The 24,054-nt window shown below is 48.4% G+C and carries 17 protein-coding genes, 1 tRNA gene and 1 pseudogene; 9 read left to right on the forward strand and 10 right to left on the reverse strand.

The window, feature by feature from the left end:
* Nucleotides 1-94: 94 nt before the first annotated feature.
* The 5 genes from PsAD13_RS18935 to PsAD13_RS18955 all read right to left on the reverse strand — a co-directional run bounded on the left by PsAD13_RS18935 (nt 95) and on the right by PsAD13_RS18955 (nt 9,908).
* Nucleotides 95-2,881: a bifunctional aconitate hydratase 2/2-methylisocitrate dehydratase gene (locus tag PsAD13_RS18935; RefSeq protein ID WP_063319131.1), complete on the reverse strand. Its 2,787-nt coding sequence runs from the start codon at nt 2,879-2,881 to the stop codon at nt 95-97.
* Between the two features lie 713 nt (nt 2,882-3,594).
* Complete coding sequence (locus tag PsAD13_RS18940; protein ID WP_063319132.1) at nt 3,595-7,437, reverse strand: VCBS domain-containing protein; 3,843 nt, start codon at nt 7,435-7,437, stop codon at nt 3,595-3,597.
* Nucleotides 7,438-7,942: 505 nt separating this feature from the next.
* Complete coding sequence (locus PsAD13_RS18945; RefSeq protein ID WP_063319133.1) at nt 7,943-8,332, reverse strand: TIGR02594 family protein; 390 nt, start codon at nt 8,330-8,332, stop codon at nt 7,943-7,945.
* 9 nt (nt 8,333-8,341) lie between these two features.
* Nucleotides 8,342-8,575, reverse strand: a complete 234-nt coding sequence (locus PsAD13_RS18950) for a hypothetical protein (RefSeq protein ID WP_153040934.1) — start codon at nt 8,573-8,575, stop codon at nt 8,342-8,344.
* Nucleotides 8,576-8,639: 64 nt separating this feature from the next.
* Nucleotides 8,640-9,908, reverse strand: coding sequence for a hypothetical protein (locus tag PsAD13_RS18955; protein ID WP_063319135.1), 1,269 nt, complete (start codon nt 9,906-9,908; stop codon nt 8,640-8,642).
* A gap of 31 nt (nt 9,909-9,939) precedes the next feature.
* On the opposite strand from PsAD13_RS18955, the gene PsAD13_RS18960 reads away from it, so the two are divergent.
* The 3 genes from PsAD13_RS18960 to PsAD13_RS18965 are packed head-to-tail and all read left to right on the forward strand — an operon-like array spanning nt 9,940 to nt 10,648.
* On the forward strand, nt 9,940-10,215 hold the full coding sequence (locus PsAD13_RS18960) for a hypothetical protein (RefSeq protein WP_153040935.1): 276 nt from the start codon (nt 9,940-9,942) through the stop codon (nt 10,213-10,215).
* A gap of 30 nt (nt 10,216-10,245) precedes the next feature.
* Nucleotides 10,246-10,386 (forward strand): hypothetical protein, encoded by a 141-nt coding sequence (locus PsAD13_RS27860; protein WP_193777070.1) that lies wholly within the window; start codon nt 10,246-10,248, stop codon nt 10,384-10,386.
* A gap of 10 nt (nt 10,387-10,396) precedes the next feature.
* Entirely contained in the window at nt 10,397-10,648 is a 252-nt protein-coding gene (locus PsAD13_RS18965) for a hypothetical protein (RefSeq protein WP_063319137.1), read from the forward strand.
* 138 nt (nt 10,649-10,786) lie between these two features.
* On the opposite strand, the gene PsAD13_RS18970 is transcribed toward PsAD13_RS18965, so the two are convergent.
* A complete protein-coding gene (locus tag PsAD13_RS18970; protein WP_063319138.1) occupies nt 10,787-11,179 on the reverse strand; it encodes a DUF302 domain-containing protein in 393 nt (130 codons plus the stop codon).
* Between the two features lie 504 nt (nt 11,180-11,683).
* On the opposite strand from PsAD13_RS18970, the gene PsAD13_RS18975 reads away from it, so the two are divergent.
* The 5 genes from PsAD13_RS18975 (at nt 11,684) to PsAD13_RS18995 (ending at nt 15,883) form a co-directional block, all read left to right on the forward strand.
* The gene (locus PsAD13_RS18975; RefSeq protein ID WP_063319139.1) at nt 11,684-12,829 is read left to right on the forward strand and encodes an FG-GAP repeat protein; all 1,146 of its coding nucleotides are present in this window, start codon (nt 11,684-11,686) and stop codon (nt 12,827-12,829) included.
* Nucleotides 12,816-13,880, forward strand: a complete 1,065-nt coding sequence (locus PsAD13_RS18980; RefSeq protein WP_063319140.1) for an Ig-like domain-containing protein — start codon at nt 12,816-12,818, stop codon at nt 13,878-13,880. The genes PsAD13_RS18975 and PsAD13_RS18980 overlap by 14 nt, the downstream gene beginning before the upstream one ends.
* Entirely contained in the window at nt 13,804-15,054 is a 1,251-nt protein-coding gene (locus tag PsAD13_RS18985; RefSeq protein ID WP_193777071.1) for a hypothetical protein, read from the forward strand. Before PsAD13_RS18980 ends, PsAD13_RS18985 begins: the two co-directional genes overlap by 77 nt.
* A gap of 106 nt (nt 15,055-15,160) precedes the next feature.
* Nucleotides 15,161-15,553 carry a VCBS domain-containing protein gene (locus PsAD13_RS18990; protein ID WP_063319142.1) on the forward strand — a complete coding sequence of 131 codons (393 nt, stop codon included), beginning with the start codon at nt 15,161-15,163 and terminating at the stop codon, nt 15,551-15,553.
* Nucleotides 15,554-15,691: 138 nt separating this feature from the next.
* Nucleotides 15,692-15,883 carry a hypothetical protein gene (locus tag PsAD13_RS18995; protein ID WP_063319143.1) on the forward strand — a complete coding sequence of 64 codons (192 nt, stop codon included), beginning with the start codon at nt 15,692-15,694 and terminating at the stop codon, nt 15,881-15,883.
* A 587-nt stretch (nt 15,884-16,470) separates the two neighbouring features.
* Here the strand turns inward: PsAD13_RS18995 and PsAD13_RS19000 are convergent.
* Nucleotides 16,471-21,057, reverse strand: a complete 4,587-nt coding sequence (locus PsAD13_RS19000) for an autotransporter outer membrane beta-barrel domain-containing protein (RefSeq protein WP_084404776.1) — start codon at nt 21,055-21,057, stop codon at nt 16,471-16,473.
* Between the two features lie 645 nt (nt 21,058-21,702).
* Nucleotides 21,703-23,033: pseudogene (locus PsAD13_RS19005) on the reverse strand (DDE-type integrase/transposase/recombinase).
* 138 nt (nt 23,034-23,171) lie between these two features.
* Here PsAD13_RS19005 and PsAD13_RS27865 point away from each other — a divergent pair.
* Nucleotides 23,172-23,345, forward strand: a complete 174-nt coding sequence (locus tag PsAD13_RS27865; protein WP_193777073.1) for a hypothetical protein — start codon at nt 23,172-23,174, stop codon at nt 23,343-23,345.
* Nucleotides 23,346-23,378: 33 nt separating this feature from the next.
* On the opposite strand, the gene PsAD13_RS19020 is transcribed toward PsAD13_RS27865, so the two are convergent.
* Nucleotides 23,379-23,711 carry a DUF6538 domain-containing protein gene (locus tag PsAD13_RS19020; protein WP_153040938.1) on the reverse strand — a complete coding sequence of 111 codons (333 nt, stop codon included), beginning with the start codon at nt 23,709-23,711 and terminating at the stop codon, nt 23,379-23,381.
* Between the two features lie 132 nt (nt 23,712-23,843).
* Nucleotides 23,844-23,933: transfer RNA gene (locus PsAD13_RS19025), tRNA-Ser, on the reverse strand.
* Nucleotides 23,934-24,054: the final 121 nt, after the last annotated feature.

Below are 24,054 nucleotides of genomic sequence, written 5' to 3' on the forward strand. Positions count from 1 at the left end.
AAATGGGTGGTACTGTTAAGTACCGCCCATTCGAATATAAATTAGTGTTGTTTGCCAGCTGCTAGGTCTAAGGCCGCTATCCTGCGATTAGACCCTAGAAGTGAACTGACTTCGCAGCAGCAGGTTTCTGGAGTGGTGGGGCGAACTTGGTGAGGTCGATGCCTTCCACTGCTGCCTTGTACTCATCCATGTTTGGAGTTCTGCCGAGGATAGCGGAAAGAACAACAACCGGAGTGGACGCCAGCAGGGATTCACCCTTCTTCTCAGAGGAATCTTCTACCACACGGCCCTGGAACAAGCGGGTAGAGGTTGCCAGAACGGTATCCCCCTTAGCAGCCTTCTCCTGGTTACCCATGCAAAGGTTACAGCCAGGACGCTCCAGGTACATAATGTTTTCGTATTCGGTACGTGCTGTTGCTTTTGGCAGTGCATCATCGAATTCGAAACCGGAGTACTTCTGCAAAATTTCCCAGTCGCCTTCTGCCTTCAGCTCATCAATAATGTTGTAGGTTGGCGCTGCAACAACAAGCGGAGCATTGAACTCGACCTTACCGCCGTCTTTCTCAAGGTTCTTGAGCATCTGAGCAACAATCTTCATGTCGCCTTTGTGCACCATGCAAGAGCCAACAAAGCCCAGATCAACCTTCTTGTCACCACCATAGTAGGAAACAGGACGGATGGTGTCGTGGGTGTAACGCTTGGAAACGTCATCATTGTTTACGTCAGGGTCAGCGATCATTGGCTCATCGATCTGGTCCAGATCGACAACAACCTCAGCAAAGTATTTCGCGTTGTCATCAGGTGTCAGCGCAGCTTTCTCGCCAGACTTGATTTCTGCAATGCGTTTGTCTGCTTTATCGATCAGGCCTTGAAGAACTTTGGCATCATTTTCCATGCCTTTGTCGATCATAATCTGAATGCGGCTCTTCGCAATCTCAAGTGATTGAACCAGAGTGTCATCCTGAGAGATACAGATGGAAGCTTTTGCCTTCATCTCAGCAGTCCAGTCAGTGAACGTGAACGCCTGGTCAGCAAGCAAAGTTCCGATGTGAACCTCAATAATGCGGCCCTGGAACACGTTATCGCCAAACTGCTTCAGCATCTGAGACTGTGTTGCATGCACCACATCGCGGAAATCCATGTAGTTTTTCATGGTGCCTTTGAAAGTCACCTTCACAGATTCAGGGATCGGCATGGTGGCTTCACCAGTTGCCAGTGCCAGCGCCACGGTGCCAGAATCTGCACCAAACGCAACGCCCTTAGACATACGGGTGTGGCTGTCGCCACCGATAATGATCGCCCAGTCGTCAATGGTGATGTCGTTCAGCACCTTATGGATCACGTCTGTCATGGCGTGGTAGACGCCTTTTGGATCGCGCGCGGTGATCAGGCCAAACTTGTTCATGAACTTCATGAGTTTTGGAATGTTAGCCTGCGCTTTCAAATCCCAAACAGATGCAGTGTGACAACCGGACTGGTAAGCACCATCAACAGTTGGAGAAATGACGGTTGCCGCCATGGACTCCAGTTCCTGTGAGGTCATCAGACCAGTGGTGTCCTGAGAACCAACGATATTCACTTTCACACGAACGTCAGAACCAGCATGCAGAGTTGCACCCGGAGTGGCGCCAACAGCATTGCGGTTGAAGATCTTCTCAACAGCAGTCAGGCCCTGACCTTCATGAGAGATCTCTTTGGCCGGAGCAAAAGCGGACTTCAGTTCAATGCCAAGTGTTTCAGATGCAAAAGTCTGCAGCTTTTTACCAAACACAACAGCATAGGAGCCGCCAGCTTTCATAAACTCAACTTTTTGAGGTGTGAACGCGGAAGAAACATCAACCAGCTCTTTATCACCGTCATAAAGCTTCTTGGTTTTAGTGTTGATGGTGAGCACCTTACCAGTCTCAACTGAGTAGGTCTGCTCAAGAACAGGATCACCATTTCCATCCAGAACGGTGTTGCCATCAGCATCTTGTTTTTTGACCCAATTTTTCAGATCAAGCCCGATACCACCGGTCACGCCAACAGTGGTCAGGAAGATTGGAGAAATGCCGTTGGTGCCAGCAACAATCGGCGCAATGTTCACGAAAGGAACATATGGGCTTGCCTGTTTACCAGCCCAAAGCGCAACGTTGTTTACGCCAGACATACGGGAGGAGCCAACGCCCATGGTGCCTTTTTCAGCAATCAGCATCACGCGCGCATCAGGATTTGCTTTCTGCAGTTCCTGAATTTCCGCCTGTGCTTCAGGTGAGATCATGCACTTGCCGTGTAGTTCACGGTCAGAACGGGAGTGTGCCTGATTGCCAGGAGAAAGAAGGTCGGTTGAGATATCGCCTTCACCTGCGATGAAGGTCACGACTTTGATTTCTTCGTCTACATCAGGAAGTTTCGTGAAGAACTCAGCCTTTGCATAGCTTTCCAAAATGTCTTTTGCAATCACATTACCTGCTGCAAAAGCTGCCTTCAAACGCTCGGTATCTGCCTCATACAAGAACACCTGGGTTTTAAGGACATCGGCAGCCTGTTGCGCAACAGTCGCGTCATCGCTAAGCGCCAGGTCAAGAAGAACCTCAACAGAAGGGCCACCCTTCATGTGAGACAGCAGTTCAAAAGCAAAGGACTGAGAAATTTCCTCAACAACAGAGTCGCCAAGAATGATCTCTTTCAAAAACTTCGCCTTTTCGCCAGCTGCGCTGGTTGTGCCTGGCAAGGTGTTGTAGATAAAGAATTTAAGGGAACCGTCTCTGTGTTCGTTACTGAGATCTTTAATCTGCGAAATGATCTCATTCACAAGTGCGCCATCTTCAATCGGCTTGGGGTTCAAACCCTCGGCTTTTCGAGTGTCAATCTCATTCAAGTAGTCAGTGTACAAGCTCATGATTATTCCGACGCATTTGTGTTAGACGATTTATGTTTGGTGTATCCTGAACTCTATGTCAAAACCATCTCTGGCAAACCGGTCCAAGTTTGTTGTATGCGGTCGTATACCAAATGACATTGGCATGCAAGATGTTTCCAGCAGTTGCAGAGCTCCAACCCCACCCGCATCACTAACAAGCTTATCTATCCACGCAGCCCCAGAACAATAAATTCTGCGAGAGGCTCATTCATTACCTCTACATTCATTTATCTTGGAACGAGCAAAGACGCCCGAGATGTCATCAGGTTGATTTAGTCGCTTGGAAGAAGAGATGTCCAATCACCAGAACATCGCAAGACCTAGGAGCGCAAAATGCACGCAAAATTTCCCATAGTCTTTAAATAAGGAACAGACCCAATACTGTGATCATCCAACCAAAAACAGAAGTCGAAGGGAACCAGCAAAAGTTCCTATTAAAAAAAAGGAAGATGGCGGACACGGAGAGAGTCCGTTAAAAAATCGAGTTTTCAGGTGAAATATTTTTCGCTCATATATATTTCAGCGCGATAACTCAATTTACTTCAATTTCACAATGCTCAAAATACACAATTGTTATGTAATTTGTTATGTAGCTCATTTCTAGATCTTCCTGTGAAAATGAAAGATGCTTGATTATAAAAAATAGCGCCCGCAATCGATGATTGCGGGCGCCTTGAACTGCTCAGTACAGATTAGATGAACAGGAAGTCGTCCTGTTGCAGTTCGGCAGTCATGACACCTTGTAAAGTGATAGAGGTATCTTCGTCGATCGTGAACACTGTATTTGAACCACTATCCTCAGCTGCTGCCATGACAGCGGTGAAGTCGGCGAACAGTGCAGTTTCAAGCTGAATGACATCTGCAGCATCGAAGTCAGCAAGGACATCATGACCGGTATCACCAGCAGTAAACACAAATATGTCACTGCCTTCACCGCCATTCAGCTGATCATCACCAGCACCACCTGTGATCACATCATTACCACCATTTCCTTTGATAACATCAGTACCATCACCGCCCAAAAGAACTTCAGCAGCATTGCTACCAATAATTTTGAGTGATGTTGTCTCAAAGGTTTCAATCACTGGCGGTGTATCTGTTGGCTCATAAACAGTGCCGTCTGGACCAACATAATTGCCATCATCATCAAGCGTGAAGACATAAACAGAGCCAGAATTACTCCCCTTGTCATCATCAGTATAAGCAGCAACTGTAATGACACCATCTTCATTGATTGAGACAGATCTTCCAAAGCTATCGCCACTCTCTCCATCAAAAGCTGTCAGTATGATTTCCCGATAACCACCAGATCCATCAGGGATATAGACTTTAGCAGCCGCTGATGCTCCTGTGACAATGACACCAGTCTCGTTTATTGCAACTGATGTACCTGTACCAGGCCCAGAGACCAACTTGGAAACCGCATAATTGCCACTGCCATCCGGCTCATGGATGTACAGTACTCCTGAGGCGCCAACCACAATGGTGCCATCACCTTCAACCGCACCGCTTTTACCAAAGCCAGCATTGGAATCTGGTGCTGTCAGCTGCAGTTCCGTGTAACCACCCGAGCCATCCGGTGTGAACACACGAGCCAAACTACCTGGACCATCTGCAAAGATAACACCATCATCATTGATGCTAACCGCTCCACCGAAGCCATCACTGTCTTCAGCAACAAGCTTGGTTTCTGTGTAACCACCCGAACCATCAGGCGTGAACACGTAAATCCTGTCGGTTGTCGTGCCAAAAGCACTTGCAACAATCACTCCCTCTGCATTCATCGACAATGTCTGACCCAACCGATCTCCGACAACACCATCAGATGCGATCAATTTGGTCTCTGCGTAACTACCACCTTCTGTCGGGGTAAACACATAAACCGAGCCGGAATCCTTGCCCATGTCATCATCGTTATATGCACTGACTGCAACAACACCAGAATTATTGATGACAGTCTGAATGCCAAAACTATCTGTTGTTACTCCATCTGAGGCAACAAGCTTGGTTTCAACATAACCGGTACCATCCGGAGTGTAGACATAAACAGAGCCAGAACTTGCTCCCTTGTCATCATCTCCAATAGAACCAACAACAACCACACCATGGTCATTCATCTGCGTGCTATACCCAAAGTAATCAGTATCGTCGCCATCAGATGCAACAAGTTTGGTTGCCGTTTCCTCTCCATTCACCTCATGGAATTCACCATAGGAATAGATCACTGGCGGTGTATCTGTTGGCTCATAAACAGTGCCGTCTGGACCAACATAATTGCCATCATCATCAAGCGTGAAGACATAAACAGAGCCAGAATTACTCCCCTTGTCATCATCAGTATAAGCAGCAACTGTAATGACACCATCTTCATTGATTGAGACAGATCTTCCAAAGCTATCGCCACTCTCTCCATCAAAAGCTGTCAGTATGATTTCCCGATAACCACCAGATCCATCAGGGATATAGACTTTAGCAGCCGCTGATGCTCCTGTGACAATGACACCAGTCTCGTTTATTGCAACTGATGTACCTGTACCAGGCCCAGAGACCAACTTGGAAACCGCATAATTGCCACTGCCATCCGGCTCATGGATGTACAGTACTCCTGAGGCGCCAACCACAATGGTGCCATCACCTTCAACCGCACCGCTTTTACCAAAGCCAGCATTGGAATCTGGTGCTGTCAGCTGCAGTTCCGTGTAACCACCCGAGCCATCCGGTGTGAACACACGAGCCAAACTACCTGGACCATCTGCAAAGATAACACCATCATCATTGATGCTAACCGCTCCACCGAAGCCATCACTGTCTTCAGCAACAAGCTTGGTTTCTGTGTAACCACCCGAACCATCAGGCGTGAACACGTAAATCCTGTCGGTTGTCGTGCCAAAAGCACTTGCAACAATCACTCCCTCTGCATTCATCGACAATGTCTGACCCAACCGATCTCCGACAACACCATCAGATGCGATCAATTTGGTCTCTGCGTAACTACCACCTTCTGTCGGGGTAAACACATAAACCGAGCCGGAATCCTTGCCCATGTCATCATCGTTATATGCACTGACTGCAACAACACCAGAATTATTGATGACAGTCTGAATGCCAAAACTATCTGTTGTTACTCCATCTGAGGCAACAAGCTTGGTTTCAACATAACCGGTACCATCCGGAGTGTAGACATAAACAGAGCCAGAACTTGCTCCCTTGTCATCATCTCCAATAGAACCAACAACAACCACACCATGGTCATTCATCTGCGTGCTATACCCAAAGTAATCAGTATCGTCGCCATCAGATGCAACAAGTTTGGTTGGATGGACGCTTACATCACTTTCACCCTGGATTGTGACAGTAACGGTCTCACTGGAGCTTTCGCCTGAACTGTCCGTTACAGTATAAGTAAATGTGTCGGTTGCAGTTTCTCCAAGATTCAACGCATCATACTTGCCATTTGGATTATAGGTGAATGTTCCATCTGGATTTACGGTCACGATGCCGGAAGTGCTGCTCGTATTAACAGTAATGCTGTGGGTATCGGACGTATCTGGATCAACGAAGTCAGGTGCAATAACAAGTGCGCTGCTCTCACTCGTACTTACGTTCATAGCAGACGCGACTGGCCCGTCATTTTGTCCAGTGACTGTAATTGTCACAGTAGAGGTATGGCTCGCTCCAAAACTATCCGTGACCGTATAAGTAAAAGTAGTCGTGCCAGTTTCGCCTTTTGCAAGATAATCAAAAGCTGGACTTGCTGTATATTGATAGTCACCATCGGACGTTTTTGTCAGCATGCCTTCAAGTATTTCCGTATTAACGGAATGAGTATGGCTGTCACCGACATCTGGGTCTTCAAAAATAACACGGAAGATAATAGCGCCATCTTCATCCGCAGCTAGATCGACTGGATACGTGACTGGTGGATTATTTGTATCTACCCCAGTGACAGTAACAGTAACGGTTTCGGTTGAACTTTCACCCGCTGCATCTGTCACAGTATAAGTGAAGGTGTCTGTGACTGTTTCGCCAGAGTTCAAATAATCAAATTTACCGTCAGGATCATACGAAAACGTACCATCCTCATTCACAGTGACTGTGCCAACGGTCCCAGTTGTGTCTACAGTGTAGGTATGACTATCAGAACTATCTGCATCAGTGAAGTCAGGTGCGATATCAATCGCCGTGTTTTCGTCGGTCTGCTTAGCAATCTCAACCGCAACTGGTCCATCATTTTGACCCGTCACTGTAATAGTAACAGTCGAAGTTGAACTTTCACCAGCAGCATCTGTAATCGTATAAGAAAACGTATCTGTAGCTGTTTCTCCAACAGCTAGATGATCAAATTTGGAGCCTGGGTCATAGTGGAATGTGTCATCACTGACGACTGTTCCAGTTCCGATCATTTCAGCTACATTCAAAGCGAGCGTATGAGTATCTGCCAGATCAGAATCTTGAAAGAAAACTCTGATCGAAATCACGCCGTTTTCGGCCGTTGAGATCAGGATTGGGTAGGAAAATGGTGCGGTGTTAGACATTAAAACAACTTCCCTAAGAGTATTAACGACCACACCCTAAAGTTGCAAAACTTGCCTGAAACTTATGATTTTAATTATAATAAATATATATCTTAAGTTGAGTAATCATATAGATAAAAATCTCGCACCTTTTCACTCACGAGCCATAAGTAAATACACCTTCTTCTTTTTTCGGTGCAACGATCTCCTTTTCTTTCGATATTTTCCAGCCGCCTTTCAATGCATGCCGCCTCCGTGACACACTCAACCTAGCCAGCGTAACGATGCACCGCAACTAACAACGCCTTCACAACACCATCAACTTAGACGCAAACATGTTTCAGGTTCATGCGCACTTGAGCAAGAATTCACGAAGAAATTTCACGAGTTCCTATAAAATAAAAACTATAAGTTTATCCACTAACTAGCTGTAAAAGAAGTTCCAGTTGAAGCAACAACAACCCCGCTATCGAGATCCAAGTCGAGGGCAGCAAGTAACATGTATTTTGCAAGCGCAACGTTCGTCTCAAGCTTCGTTGATCGAGGCAGCGCCTTCGCGCTGTGCCAACACCCGCACTCCCCGCACCGGATAGCTTTCCTGCCACCGGATGTCTAAGAGCCGCCGCTTTGAAAGCTTTGCAGTTGTGACTGCATTGGACTGGTTGCCGCCAAGCATGTGATAGTGGCCAGCACTCTCAGAAACGTAGAAACCAACGTGCCCTTTCCAACCGCGAGGACTACCGCGCCAGAAGACGAGAATAGAGCCAGGTGCCCCTTTATCTAACCGTCTGCCGTATTTCGCCCATTGGCGAGCCCCTAGAGGATTGATAGGCAGGCGATCAGAAACAAGGCTCATGCAATGGGCCACAAACAGACCACACCAAGAGGTTTCATCAGTCTGGTAGGAGATGCCCAACTTACTCGCCTAACCCATAATCCTTGGATTGTGCTTCGGTCCTGAAATTTCTTTGGTTCCCAACAATCGTCGCGCCTCAATAAACCATGGTGGCTCATCACTTTTAACCGCTTTAATTTTAGAACCAAGCCAACTCTGATAGTCACGTTCTGAAAGTCTGCCCCAATCACGATCGGGCTTGCCTGGATTGAATCTAAGTTCCAACAGCATTTCTTGAGATTCCAAGTCTGGTACCCGTCCCATGATCACCTCACAAAAAAGGCTCCCCAGGGGAGCCGGCTTTTCAGTTGAGTTCGCTTGCAATGCCTTACCAAACACCAATCACAACCACATCGTGACCTGTGCTTGAGCCGACAAATGGATAAGGCGAGGTCGTTCGCCGTGTCGCAAATCCAGTCTTAAAACCATCTTTTGTTTTCGCAGTGGTTCGAGGTACGTGCCAGCTTACATCTGCCGTCGTTAAGACGATGTGTTTGCCTGCTTTGCTGGATGGGAGCGCTTGTACGAACTCGTATTCGTAACCACCTACACTAGTACGATTGCAGGTCAGATTGCTTGCCCAAAGCACATCACCGTTTGCATCCACCTTCGCAGCGGCAATAATCCTTGGAACCGCTGCCAGCGTATTCAGCTTTGCTGAGTTGAGCTTCTGATCAGTGACAGAGTTGTTTTTGTACTTTTGGGTTGAGAGTGAGTTGTCTTCGAACTGTGCGGTTCCAACCTTGTCCAACACCGCAAGGTTTTGCAAACCCAAGTTCTGCCGAGCGTGAGCCGCACTGGGAACATCGCTCAGATTGTTTGCTTTATGGAGAAAGTCACTTGTGTCTGGCGTTGCCAGCACCCAACCATCGGCATCAGAATAAACTTTCAACTTCTTGTCTGGCGACTTGAAGTACAGCGCTCCATCTTCAAGTTCATTGCCCTCATTATCAGTGTCCGGATCGTCGTCAAATGACCCTAGATAGAGCTTATTGAAGCGCTTGAACGCCAGATCAGAAGCTTGCTCTACTGCTGCCTCCAACTGGTTCAAAGCACTCTCAGCCGCACCCCTCGCTGTTTGCGCCTGATTACGAGCTGCTATGGCTGCGGTCTTGGCAGCAAGAACCACGGCTTCGACATTTGCCGGATTAAGGAGAACATAGCCCTCCTGCCCCTGGATCACTGTGAGCATCGCCGGGTAGCCTGCTTGAAGGTCATCAGGGTCAAGTTCATTGCCGAGGCCATTTCGAATTGGCAACAGCACATCATCAACCTTGATGGCCACGGCGCCTGAGTTGTTTGCAATGGGAACGAAGACTGCAAACTCAACTGCCGAAAGGCTGACACCCAATCGAAGTTTCGCCCTGATCGCATTACCCGTCCCATCGATATCGACCAGTCGCGTGATGCTGTCAGCAAGGTCTCGCACATAGTTCCAGGTACCGGCCAGCCACTGATAGTAACCGCTTAAGGCGTGGTTGGAGTCAGCTCCGACTATGGCAGGTGTGTAGTCTGGTTTGTTGGTTATATTATCCAGCTCGGCCTTGGTCTTAACGATCACTGCTCCAAGCGCAGAACCTATCTCAAGCTGCCCCATATAGGTGATAATTTTTCCTTCTTGGCCTTATGTGCCCAGTGCTCAAGTCATCCAGTTTCCCGGAAGCCGTAAAACCACCCCATCACGCCCTGTGAAATCCGCAGCCGAGATTGGCTTTGAGGCTCTTGAAGTCAGCTCCCAAACGCAGACCGACACCTGCTTTGCCCGCGATGACTTACGCGAGATGCTCCAGATCTCCCCCGACAAGAAAGCCGCCATCGCAAACCGCATCTATTCACTGCGCGAAAATTTCGTGGATGCACAAATCTCCCTGACAAAACTGCTGAAGCAGATGGGCCGCACATAGCAGCACGGCCTGTTCCTCGTCAGCGAGGCCATGAAGCTGGTCGTTCTGGCAAGCTTCGCCGCCATCCTGCTCTTCCTCGCCCCTGCCCTTGACCAGACAGTGATTGAGGTAAAACACAGTATCCCTGCGGACTTCATCGCCGCTCAACTTGCCGCGTTCGAAACCAGGTAAGGAGGCTAAAGTGGACCTCGCCCCACGCCGCAAAAAAGCATCGCCACCATTCCCGGTCACCAACCTATTGCCACGCTCTGACAAGGAGCAGGAGATAACGCTCGAACGCCTCCTCAACGCCCAGAAAGTCGTTGCCACCCTCATCGCAGCAGGCAACACAAAGTACCTCCCGATCTTCCAACGCCTGAAACACGAGATCGAAGAGTTCCAGCAACGCGAGGACGACCTGGCATTGGCGTTACGGATTGCGAAGGATGACTAGCTGGGAGAGGTAGAGAGAGATGGTGACTACAGCAGGCGCTCGCCTCTAAGAGAGCTGCCCACCACCCAATTGAAAAAGCCCAGAGCCCTTTTAAAGACCCTGAGCAGACTGAAATTTTTGATCTGGTATCGAATTCGACTACTTGGCAGCCTTGGAGGGCAGCTTCGCCAAAACACCGCGCATTTTTTCGATTACCGGTGATTTATCGACATCATCCAGATCCTTCATTGTTTCCTTCGGATCTTCATAAGCCAACCAGACCTGACCCTCGGAATCCTCATAGACCTGAACTTTAAGTGGTAGGTACAGGCCTGCCCTCGGGTCGATCTCCATCGCAGGGGTACCAAGAACCGGATTACCGAAAATCAGCAACTGGTTCGCTGGAATGGACATACCAACTTTTTCGGCTCCCGCAGCATGATCAACACGAGCAAATATTGTTGCCCCTGCTTTCCTGGCAGTAGCCTCCAGCGCATCCATAGTCGCCTGCACTGCTTTATTGGTATCGACCTTGATAATATCTTGAGCCATGACGGGATACAAACTCCCAAGTATTAGCGCTGAAGCCAGAAACAAACTGCGCAAATCACTATCCTTCTTGTAAATTTAATCAGGCCTCGGAGAGCATATAGACAAATAAGCCCTTCCACTACCGGAGTTTGATAGTTTAACTATGGAAATATTCCAGCTACATATAAATTATTTTCACATGATCGTGTGTGGTGGACTGCAGGATGTGGGATCAGAGGTGCAACAACTGTGGACTGAACGTTAGCCGAGCAGCTGCATGACCGGAGCTTAAGACTTTTGCGCAGGCCATATGCCCCTGAGAAATTCAACCCCAGGAAATTACAATTAAAAGGTGTACACACAAAGAATAACAGACGCACAAAAAAGACAAGAAACTTAACACTCCCATCACATTACATCATTAAAAATATAATAAAAATAAATAGTTAGAGATTTTATGATCATTTTCCAATGGGCTATGTCGCAAAATTATATTTATATGCAGCATACAATTAATGGTAAGCGGTGCTTTCGGAATTTTATATATTTGATACCAGTAATACCTCCAGCGATAACCACACTCCCGTATTTCTAGACTCAGAGCTAATCTCTTATTTCATCAAGCTCACTTCCGGCCAGATTGTCCAGACTGGGCAGCTCGGCAACGCAGTTGCGATCAATGGAAATGGCGTGATTGTCGCCGGTGCTCGAGATGATGCACTAGATAGCAGTTATCAGGCTGGCTCAGTCGTCATCTTTACGCCGTTGGAAGACGGTACTTACGTGGAGCACCAACTCATTGCCCCCGACGAGGTTGCCGACGATCACTTTGGCGATGCTATTACTATTGCCGTAGACGGTACCGTTGTCGTAAGTGCGACCACCGCTTCCCCCGATGGAAACTCTGAGAGCGGGGCCGTCTATGTCTATAATCCAGGTGGCAATGGCGATTATACCGTTCCTGTAAAGCTTGTCGCCTCAGATGCCACGCAGCTCGATAACTTTGGCTTATCTGTAGCTATAAACGAAAGTGGTCAAATCATTGTCGGCGCAGCTAGCGATGATGTTAATGGCGGACTTGGCGCAGGTTCGATATATATCTACACACCTGAAGCATCAGGAGACTATAGCGAGATCAAGCTCACCGCGCCGGAGGGTGAAGGTCTGGCAAATTTCGGCAGCTCCATTTCTTTCAATGAAAGCGGCCTGATCGTTGTCGGAGCCAAGGGCGAACTAAACGATACGGGCGCGCTATATGTCTATCATTCGTCTCTCGATGGATATGCAGATCCTGTTAAGCTGGATACTCCTCAACTCCAAATCGGAGACAAACTCGGTACGTCCATTGCAGTTAACGAAAATGGGCAAATACTAGTCAGTCAGCCTGGGAATTGGATTGATGGGGAAGCTGCAACCGGGTCCGTCTTGCTTTATACCCCAGATGAAGATGGAAATTATTCTGATTCAATTGAATTTACAGCAGCTGACGGCGATGCTAGTGACGCGTTCGGCTCTGCCGTCGCGATCAACGCCAGTGGTACCTTCGTAGTAGCAGCTGCAAACGATGAGGCAAACGGCTACGCCTCTGGCTCAGTTTATGTCTTCGTCCCGCAGGAAGATGGCACTTATAAAGAGTTTAAGATTTGGTGTAGCAGACGTGGTTGCCGGTGATGGATTTGGCTTTGCTGTTGCCATTAGCGAAGATGGCACTGTCATCATTGGCAAGCCAGGTAATGATAGCACAACCGAAATCAATACCGGCGCCATTTACGTCATTAAGCCAGATTCAAATGGTGATTACAGCCGGCCGGCTAATGAGCTTACGCTTTACGAAACAACTGATACCTCAGACATTGCCGGACAGCTGAGCTTGTCTTTCTCGGATGCAGATGTGACTGACATAGGCCACACGGCAATTATAAAAGGCCTCAGCCTATCAGGTGTTCAGAACGGCCTTAGCAAGCTCACCGAACAACAATTGTTAGATCTGCTTACCGTTGGCTCCATTGACACTTCAGACCAGTCGCTCTTCGGAAAAGTCAATCTTGACTTCACCGCCGGCTATGAGGTGTTCAATTACCTGGCTGAAGATGAGGAAGTCACACTTACCTACACGGTGGAGCTGGATGACGGTAATTGCGGAACGACTGAAGGCACAGCCAAAATCATAATCATCGGCACTAACGATACACCACAAGCGGAGGGTGTTGCAGTAACGGTCTCAGAAGATAATCGTGATTATTTGATCCAGACCTGTCTCGTTGACCCTGATCGTTCAGACCGCTTAGCAATTACATGGGATACTGATAGCGTTGAAGGTAAACTCGAGCGCTATGGAAATAACTTTGAGTATTCGGCGTTTCCGCACTTCAATTACCTTGCTGAAGGCGAGAGTGCCACAGAGACTTTTACTTACACCGCCGATGACGGCCTCGGAGGCGTTATCACGCGCAGCGTAACGATCACAGTTGAAGGAGCAAATGACCGTCCCAGTGTCAGAAATATTGAAGCGACCACTTTAGAGAACCAAGAGGTCGGTATTGCACCAGATTATCGTGATGTGGATGCTTCCGACACGCACACGATTAGTTTCGACAGCAGCGAAACAAAGGGGATCGTCACATTTGCCGATGGTGTCTTCCATTATGATCCAAATGGAAAATTTGATCACTTTTTTAGAAACACAAAAAGCGACGGACACTTTCACCTATACAGTAGATGATGGTCACGGCGGGGTTGTTACAAAGAACGTTACTGTAACAATTACCGACCTTCCTAATCCAATTTCCATCTCTCATGTTGAGGCACTGCCCAAGATCATCGAGACTGGTGTTTTCGGTAAATACGACACTGAGCTAAGTCATAATGGCTCAACTTTAGCGATAACTGAGGGTGATCTGATCGTAGTTGGATCAAATCGGGGATATGCTACTTCGAGCAACGGCGCTGTCTATGTGCTCGTACCTGACGGTAATGGTGGACGTGAAACCATCCAGTTAACAGCCTCGGGTTCAGGTATCGCAAACGGATTTGGTGGGGCAGTTGCTGCAAACAAATATGGCACCATCATTATTGGAGCAGATGATTTGGATAATGGTGGATGGTCAGCTCATGGGGCGGTGCTTACATTTTCCATAAGAATGCAGAAGGTGAGTACGTTGAGCATGAGCTTCCTGCTCATCAGGGAGATGGGCGTTTTTGGTCATCTTGTTGCAATTAATGATGCAGGAGTAGCAGTGGTCGGCACCACGACCTCTCACAATGAAGATTGGCAAGAAATACACACTTTTTATGTTTACACACCGACAGAAGATAGCGGATATGCTGAAACACAACTGTCTTCTCCATTACCTGGCCATGCTAACCACTTTGGATGGAATGTTGAAATTAACGCAAACGGCACTATCGCTGTCTCAGCCCCATATGATGATGAACTAGCAGAAAATTCTGGTGCAGTATATATCTATCAGCCCAACGGGGCTGGGGGATATACAGAAACCGAGATCACTCCATCAGATGGCGGTTTGCATCAAAATTTTGGAGACGAACTTGCCTTAAATGACAACGGCACCATAGTTATTGGCGCAGAAAACAGCTCAGGGAATTCAAACCAGTCAGGAGCAGTTTATGTTTATGCTCTCAATGATGATGGTCAGTATGAAGAAATCAAGCTAATTGACGAAGATGGTAAACGCTACGATTACATTGGCCATTCCGTAGCAAATAATAATGATGGCGTTATTGTTGTAGGCGTGTGGCGCGTTGACACAGAAGATCAGTGGAACAGGAAGGGTTACGAATCCGGCGCTATTTATATCTATAGGCCTGATAGCAACGGAGTTTACACTGTTCAAAAACTGACAGAGCCCTACAGCAAGCTTAGGTCAAGATGGTAAAAACATCATCTATGAATATTATCCTGATACGAATGGAAATTACGGCATAGTCACCCCTGAAGCTGTCATTGATGAGACATCAGATAATCAACCAGTTGAGGCGTCTTTGGATGTAGTATTCGAAGACAAATACCATTCTGACCACGACTTTACTTCCAACGTTAAATCAATGACGGCTGAAGGTGAAACATCAGGTGTGGATGAAGAGGCCCTCCTTTGTCTACTTAGCCCAAACGACTTCTCACTTTGGCGATACGCTGACTTACCTCAGGGGCAGGGAAACGCTCATTTTGAATTCAATGCGCCAGCGGAATTATTTGATTATCTCAAACGAGGAGAGAGCATAACACTCACCTATACAGTGGAGATTAACAATGGCGGCAGTGAGCCTGTCACACAGGAACTTAAAATCATCATCAACGGACGGGATGATTTAGGAACGAGCGCCAATGACCATTTAGTGGGCAGCAAGTTTAACGACTACATTCGTGGCCTCTAGGGTGACGATGTTATTTCAGGCGAAATGGGCGCTGACATATTGGAAGGAGGACAAGGAGACGACACCTTAACCGGTGGTTCTTCGACCGATACCTTCCAATTTAAAGGTACAGATTTCGGCTAAGACGTTATCACAGATATGGAATTTGGATCAGGTGTTAAAGATGTAATCGAACTGGATCTGGCTGTATTTGTTGATTTTGATACTGTACTCGCTAATGCAGTCAATGTTGGCGATAATACCGTTATTACGCTAGATGAAGAAAACTCAATCACCTTGCAAGAGGTGAACGTTGAAGGTTTTTATCAAGACGACTTTCTCTTTGTTTAATAAATCAGTTTCAGCATAAGATTGCTAAAGCCATTGTACATATAAAGAAAGTCAAATTAATCAGCTTTTGCCAGTAAAAAATGCTTTCACTGAAGTGAGCTGCGACTCAGGCCGACGGAAAACACACACAATCAAAAATAGCAAGACTTTGGGATTGTAATTGACCAAACCTAGGGCAACTGCCCATGATGGTCATCGAGTAACTTGCTGGAAGGGTCCGCAACCGGGCATTTGAGACTTTCTATCAAGGATTGAGTACGGATTAGCTAATCTCATTAAGAAACTGATCTATGAACTCAATTTCGTCCTCACCCGAGCACGTGTCAGCGCCGACACAATAATCGAATGGGAATTCAATTAAGGAATTCTATTTTAAGTTTGAAGTGAAAAGTGCCGAATATCTCGCTATTCAGAATGATACTTTGCTTCATCCCACTGCCAGATCATCGGATTGATTCCGATAAGGTGAACCTTGAGCCGAATGAATGAACTGGACAGTGTCAGTTCTAACTTAACGCAAAATGGCAAACAAATCAGGCAGTTTCAAATAGCTGCCCGACACTTCTGAGCGCACTCCTTTTCTCAGTTTAGAACTGCACGAATAGTCTTGCGTTGGCGCCGTGGTCTAGGGTTTGGTCGGCGAGGAGGCCGTAGTAGTTGATGTTGAGTTGGATGTGCTCGGCCAACCGGGATTCAAGGCCGGTTTCGATCAGGGCCACGTTGCGGGCGATTGGGACGCTGGCGACGGTGAAAGGGTTGCCGCTGTCGATGAAGCTTTGGGTATAGTCGAGCGTATCAGCGGAAGAGTATTGCCAGGCTGCCAAGCCAACAAAACTTGTGTCCCCATAAAGATAGTTGGAAAGGTCAAACTCGCCGCGGGTTCCCAGGGTTAGGAAGGTGAGGGAGTTGGATTGTCCATCTGCTTTGAGAGCTGCTGCACCGCCGGTTTCGTTGAAGCCGGGGCCGGACAGGTAAGCATAGGCAACTCCTGCGAAAGGTTCCAGATTGCCGTAGGTGCTTTCCAACGTATACCCAAGCTCACCAAACACTTGCACAGAACCGGCGAACTGATCAGACGACAGTGTTTCTTCCGGGAAGAGGCTTACATCGCGATCAGTTGCAATGTTGTACCATGTACCGGCAACACCTCCGCGCAGTTTGACGTTGTCGATCGGATTGGCACTGGCGTAGCCGCCGACACTGTAGCTGTCACTGTCAGATGATGCATCGATGGAACTGATGTCGATGGATGTTCTGCCGAAGCCTGCAACGACACCCAGCTGCACCATGTCAAAGTAGGTTGCATCAACACCAACCAGAACGCCGCCGACGCTTCTGCCTGTGGTGCGGGCATTGCCATCGGAGAAGAATTGACCCCAGCTGCCGTAGACCTGCCCCCACATCTCAAAGGGGCCAACTTTGCGGGAAACGGTGTTGTCATCCACGTCTGCAGCAAAAGCGCTGTGAGCCTTGTAAAGGCGGTCATTCACCGCTTGTCTCAGGAAGCGGCTGTCGGCGAGAAGGATTGCACGGGTTGAAGCGTTGATTTCACCTGCAAGGGGATCGAGAAGAGCTTTAATCTGAGCGTTGTTCATGGGCGCAAGTTGTGTGAAGAGATCGCCGCTTTCATTGATAGTATCAAGCGCCAGAGTGACTGAATGTTCGTTGCGTGTATCTGCCAGGCCATTGAAGTTGTTGGAGCTTCGGATGAACTGGATCGCGACATCGTTACCGTCTCCTGGGATACCGTAGATAACGTTCACATCTAACATGAACATGTCATGGTTGACTGAACTGAACGTGCCAGTCGGTGGCTCTGACCCCGGTGCGGAGAGATTGTCAATAATGACGAACTCATCGCCGATCTTGACCGGCGTTGGACCCATGACGTTAACAAGATTAAGGGTTATGTTATTCAGGTCCACGCTGCCACCCGCGAGGATCTGGATTTGATCAACATTTGTCATTCCAGATACCGGATCAGAGCCAAACTCCATTTCCAGCGTGCCGCCAGTGCCAGTAGCATCCAGACTGCCGAGCGTGATTATGCCGAACGAAGCGCCGGGGGCGATAACGCCGCCATCCAGTGTCACACTGCCACTTGCAGTTCCATGCCCGCCCAAACGTCCTCCAGAGGCAATTGTAAAACCTGCTTGAACAGATGCAGCGTTAAAGTCTGTCGTATCGCCAATCAGCAACGTTCCTTGCTGAACCGTCAGGCCCGCTCCAAATGAGTTGCTACTGCTATTGAACACAAGCGATCCGCTGCCCGTCTTGGTGAAAGCTCCTGTGCTGGTTACAGTGTTCGTAAGCTGCAACGTCCTGTTAACGTTTTGCACCTCTACCGTACCCCCGGAAGCTCCAACAGTCAGCGCGTTATAGCTTTGCGTTCCAGTTCCGCTAAAAGCCAGCGTGGCTCCGTCCAGTGTGGTGGTTCCTGTGCCCAGTTGAGAGACCTGAGAGACCTGCAAGGTTCCCACAGAAACGGTCGCCCCGCCGCTAAAGGTGTTGGTGCCGGATAGGACAAGAGTGCCTGCTCCGGTCTTGATCAGGCTGCCTGCACCGGCCAAGTTGCCGGAAAGCGTCAGAGCACCTGCGGCACTAGTCACATCGAACGTGCTGGCACCTGTCCCCAAAACCACGGTCGATAAGGTGGCATTGGTGCTTGCTGTATAGCTAAGGGAGGTGGCATTGAGTGTGGTGGTCCCCGTACCCAGCTGATTGGCAGCCGAGATCGACAACCCACCGCCATTAACGGAGATAATACCGGAGTAGCTGGAGTTGTTACCTGATAAGGTCAATATACCAGATCCGGTCTTCGTTAGTGCACCAGAGCCGGAAAGGTCTCCGCTATAGGTTCCGTTTGTCGCTTGAGTAAAGGCCACAGTAGCCCCATTGGCGACAGACATGTCTCCCTGAATGTTTAAGCTATCGCCTTGCAGCGTTCCCGATGAAACTGTTGTTCCGCCGCTATAGGTGTTGGTACCGGTGAGGATGAGAGTACCGGCTCCGCTCTTGGTTAAGCTGCCCGTGCCCGAAAGGTCACTCGAAACCGTAATACTCGCTACACTGTTGCTGACATCAAGCGTATTGTCAGCGGAACCTAAAACCAAATCGGCGAGGGTGACAGCGCTTGTACCTGTGTAATTGAGAGACCCACCATTGAGGGTCGTGGATCCCGTGCCAAGACGGTTCAGGTCATCGACTTGCAGTACTCCCGCTGAAATAACAGTCCCACCGCTGTAGCTGTTCGTCCCAGAGAGAACCAATGTCCCGCTGCCCTGCTTGGTTAGGATCCCCGTTCCCGAAAGATCGCTGCTAACCTCAAGTGTCCCAGAACTCTCAGTAACTTCCAAGGCGCCGCCTACAGCACTCAAGACAAGATTGGAATATGTGGCACTTGTTGTTCCGCTGTAGCTCAGCGTTCCGCCATCAAGTGTCGTCGTGCCTGTTCCCAAACTGTTGATATCATCAACCTGCACACTTCCATCAGTTATGGTCGTGCCACCGCTATAATCATTCATGCCGGTCAAACGAAGAACGCCGGCCCCGTCTTTGCTAAGGCTGCCTGTTCCTGTCAACTCGCTTGAAACTGTAAAAGTGGCAGAGCTCTCCGAGACCTCAATCGTTCCGCCGCTACTGCCAATCGTTAGTGCAGAGGTTGAGCCACTTGCTGTGTCAGCATATAAAAACCTCCCACCATTAAGTACAGTAGAGCTATCATCCAGTTGATCAATATCTGTAACGCGAAGCGTCCCACCCGTGATCGTGTTGGTTCCTGAGTAAGAGCTGTTGTTCCCTGTCAATGTGGTTGTGCCGCTCTCAATGAGAACATCGCCGTCTCCAAAGAGCCCAGCATCAAATGTGTAATCTGTACTCGTATGATTAAAGACGATCACATCACGATTAGCTGTCAGGCGCACTTGATTGCCAATGAACGTACCAGCTGCTGTTGCCGCCTCACCGGTCGCGGAACCAATATTTAATGTTCCACGAGCCCCAGCTTCTTGACCAAGTACCAATCTGCGATTTCCGCCAGTAATCTCTAAAACACCACCATCAGAGAGTGTGATGGTCGCGCGAGCTGAACGACCTGCCACAATATTGGTTGCAGCCGTCCAGTTCGAGCCCGTGCCCGTAACAACAACTGAGCCCGTACCATTGAAGAGACCCATCGTGTTGTTCGCACGCGTATCAAGCGTCCCACCATCGGAAACGGTAATGGTTGCATCTTCTTGTCGGCCAATGATTATGTTTCCTGAAACAGTCCAGATTGAATCCGAACCAGAGATTGTCACCGCTCCATTACTGCTTGCAAATTCAGAAACAATAGAGTCTTGCGAGGTAACCGAACCACCATCAGAGATATTCAAGTTGCCACCAGCAGCTCCAGTTGCTCCAACTACAAGCTCGTCAGAAACATTCCAGGTTGATCCTACTCCAGTTACATTCACTGTACCTAAATTGTTAGAAACGCCAAGCTGTCCATCTGTACTTGTAACGCTAGCGCCATTTTCAACATTGACAGTACCAGTACCAGCTATACCAACACGCAAACGATCACTCAGATCCCAAGTTGAACCTGCATCTCGAATAGTAACAACTCCAGTACCACTGCCACCATTGTTTTCGCCAACTGAGCTTTCACCTGTAATAAGAGCTCCACCTTGTTCGACAATCAGATCGCCTGTTCCGCCATTTCCAACAATCAAGTCGTTATCAATGGTCCATGAAGATCCAGTTCCGGTAATCGTCGTTGTACCTTGAGACCCAAGCACCCCAACACGGCCCTGAGTACTAGCAACAGTAGCTCCATCTTCAATATTGAAGATACCTGTCCCTCCACGCCCAACGCGAAGATTACCATCCGCAGTCCAGGTAGAGCCACTGCCAGTAACTGTCACCGTTCCTGATGAGCCATTCGTGCCTAACGTGCTTACATCACTGGTTAAGTCTCCACCTTGTTGAACAGTTAACGTGCCAGCTCCGTTGTCACCAACGACGAGCGTGCCGCCAACATTCCAAGTATCTCCATGTGTGGAACCGGGCCCGCCAACCGTCTGGTTTGGGCCCAAGGGATTATCATCATCAATCACAGCCTGCGCATACACGTCAGGACGAGCCCATAACAATAATCCTAGAAATAAAACCGACCACTGAAAGCGCAGAGTCACTATTTACTATCCAAATTGTTGATTCATCATCTATTACTCTAAGGTAGATACGATTTATATTGATATGAATATTTTAACTTTTGAACAGTTGATAGTAAAATATAGATGTAATTAGCAATTATACTCATATCTATATAATATTCGAAGATAATGAGTATATATATCTTATGTGCTGTTCGATTTTGAAGGGTAAGCCCCATTTTTGCTTCAATATACTGGGGCGATATTTACTTTCCAGTGGCTGAGTGTTCCCACTCAATGAGCGTGCTGAAGTTACTCGGCTCTCCGCGGCAAACCAGCCGGCGATAACATTCACTCGATGTTCAGATTGCAAACGGCCTGATTTCTGGCTCGAATTATCTGCGTTTATTAGAAGGGCCAGACTCACATTAACTGCGAATGCAACCATGTAATTCGTACCGCATTTACAATTAGCTACCGCAGTTCACTTTATGTGCGATCAAGAACTCAGCGGACTTTGCTACCGTTCGGAGCTCTGCGGTAGCTCAGGCAAGTGAGAGATGGATAGCAGAGACGAGGGGCAACAGCGGTCATTCAGTTAGTTCTATCAGGAATAGAACTAACTGAATCCGGCAATACTCAGCGTGCTGTTAGGGCCTTTTACTTGCCCGTCATCAAGGATAGCTAGACAATTTGGCTTTCAAATAGCGAAGCATCAGGCCCTTTTACGTGTTGATATTGTTTAGCTTGTGCGCGGTAGCGCAAGCGGCAGTTTTGAAGAGTTTTGCGTTTAATCATCTGCCGGTGTTGAAGATTTGCTTATCCCTGCTGAAATAGGCACCGGCTGGCGTGACGTCGCCAAGGCTCTCGTGATAGCGGTGATGATTAAAGTATTCCACGAAGTTACTGACCTGGGCTTCCAAGTCCTCCGACATGTAATAGTTCTCGAGCAGAATACGGTTCGTCATGGCCTGACGCCAACGCTCGGTCTTGCCTCGCACATACTTCATATCCTTTTCCTTGAGCCATTCATCCGGATCGATAGAGACGTTCAGAGCTCCCGTTATCAGCAAAGCAGGCACGGTCAACGCAGGACTTTTGGCTGCTCGCAACCCAAGACGTCGAGTGCCAATTGAAGGGTGTCGATGACATCCTTAGCTTTCATGGTGGTGGATAGCTTCCAGACGATGGTTTAGCGGGAGTCGTCGTTGAAAACAGTTGAGAGATAAAACCATCCCCAACCGATAATCTTGAAATAAGTAAGATCGGTCTGGCATTGCTAATTTGGTGCTGTAGTCTTGTCCTTGAACTCAACAGCAGCCTTGATGACCACATAGGCCGGAGACGTGATCAGGTCCTACGCCTTTATTAATCGATATACAGAAGCCTCTGAAACAAAATAACCTTTTGTGCATGTGAAGCGTACAGCAAACACGCGCGGAGACAGGCACGTCTCATCTAGCACTAGCTCAATGATCTGCACCCGAATCTCTTCGAGAGTACGGTTCCAGACCTTGGAAGGACGCGAAACCCGGCCCTCTAATGCCTCAACACCGCTCTCAAAGTAGCGATCATACCAAGCGAAAACCGTGGACCGGAGAATATCCAACAGCTCCAACGCGCTTGATTGGTTGATGGCCCCCTTCAACCAGTCGGATAATCTCCAGCTTCTCTTGGGCAGGATACCTCATTCTTCATCGCCCCATCCTCGAAAACGCTTTTTTAAGAAGCTGCAGTTCCAGAGGTTGTTTAGCAGCCATCCTCTTGAGCTCGCATACCTCTTTGCGCAATTACTTAACCTCACCGGTGCTCGCCTTTCGAGCAGTGTCACCAGCAAGGCGCTTTTGCCTGCTTCCAGCAAACTCTTTAGACTAGCTGTAGAAGAGGCCTTGCGAATTACCTTCTTGTCGGCACAGTTCAGCAATGCTGCCTTCGCCGCGAAGACCCGCGAGCACGACACAGATTTTATCTTCGGTGGCAAAGCGCTTACAAGCCTTGCGCCGAATGTCTTTCATCGTTTTCTCAGCCGCAGCGCTGTCGGTCCTTGTGCTTGGCCCCACAGGTCACTCCTATCGTCAGGATCATGAGCCAAAACACCCCCCCCTTACTCAAACCCACTCATCTATCCAAAAAACTTCGAGAGGAAACTGCTCATGGACGTTTTTGTCACCTACAACGGTGATCAGCTTATTGATGGCCTTTTGTCTGGGGTTCTTCCATTTGCGGATTTGGTCGTCACTCTTTCCCAGGAGCAGATCTGGAGTGAGTTCCAGATACTCCTCATAGAGCCTGGACACCTTCAGGATCGGCTTATCCGCACCGCCTAACAATCCATCAGCAACAACAGAAACTGTTTTGGATTACTCACCCTCCGGGATCACCTCAATACGATTGAGCAGACCACCTAAAGGCTCCGCAACAACCTCCTCCAATGACAGGTAGGTATACCCCTGCACTTCTGCAAAATTGACTGCAGCCTCATAGTGAGCCTTTGCCCCCTCATGATCTTCTGCGAGCAAAGCCTCCCAGTACGCGACAAGCCTCTCCTCAATAATGAGAGACTTCCTTTGTACCACATCAGGGCTTTCGGTTTTAAGGGAGAGCTGGATGCGTGAACGCGGATCGACAGACGCATATCTTTTAGGAACACGCTTCACAAAATAGTACATTCCACGACTGATCGTATGAGCCATATTCTACCCATCCTACATGCAGTGTTATGTAATTTGTTATGTAGCTCAGTCCGCCAGTGTCAAATCACTTTGCGCAACACGCTTTAACCTACTGATTAAGCGCATCTTTTCGTATTTTCAAAAAAGGGAAGATGGCGGACACGGAGGGATTCGAACCCTCGAGACCCTTCCGGGCCTACTCCCTTAGCAGGGGAGCGCCTTCGACCACTCGGCCACGTGTCCATGAGCGGGTAGATACCACGAACCACCTGAAATTCAAGAGCAAGTAGCAACTGTAGCTGTGGAAATAGAAAATACCCTGTGTAGAAACTACAAAAGTCCCAATCTCACCCCCAATTTCCCA

Source organism: Pseudovibrio sp. Ad13 (genome assembly GCF_001623225.1).
Lineage (GTDB): Bacteria > Pseudomonadota > Alphaproteobacteria > Rhizobiales > Stappiaceae > Pseudovibrio.

Coding starts and splice junctions, on each gene's coding strand:
- PsAD13_RS18970 (WP_063319138.1), bottom strand. CDS start 11,179: ATGGCTCAAGATATTATCAAGGTCGATACCAATAAAGCAGTGCAGGCG.
- PsAD13_RS18940 (WP_063319132.1), bottom strand. CDS start 7,437: ATGTCTAACACCGCACCATTTTCCTACCCAATCCTGATCTCAACGGCC.
- PsAD13_RS18935 (WP_063319131.1), bottom strand. CDS start 2,881: ATGAGCTTGTACACTGACTACTTGAATGAGATTGACACTCGAAAAGCC.
- PsAD13_RS18995 (WP_063319143.1), top strand. CDS start 15,692: ATGGAATTTGGATCAGGTGTTAAAGATGTAATCGAACTGGATCTGGCT.
- PsAD13_RS19020 (WP_153040938.1), bottom strand. CDS start 23,711: ATGGCTCATACGATCAGTCGTGGAATGTACTATTTTGTGAAGCGTGTT.
- PsAD13_RS27860 (WP_193777070.1), top strand. CDS start 10,246: ATGAAGCTGGTCGTTCTGGCAAGCTTCGCCGCCATCCTGCTCTTCCTC.
- PsAD13_RS18955 (WP_063319135.1), bottom strand. CDS start 9,908: ATGGGGCAGCTTGAGATAGGTTCTGCGCTTGGAGCAGTGATCGTTAAG.
- PsAD13_RS18985 (WP_193777071.1), top strand. CDS start 13,804: ATGATCCAAATGGAAAATTTGATCACTTTTTTAGAAACACAAAAAGCG.
- PsAD13_RS18950 (WP_153040934.1), bottom strand. CDS start 8,575: ATGGGACGGGTACCAGACTTGGAATCTCAAGAAATGCTGTTGGAACTT.
- PsAD13_RS27865 (WP_193777073.1), top strand. CDS start 23,172: ATGGACGTTTTTGTCACCTACAACGGTGATCAGCTTATTGATGGCCTT.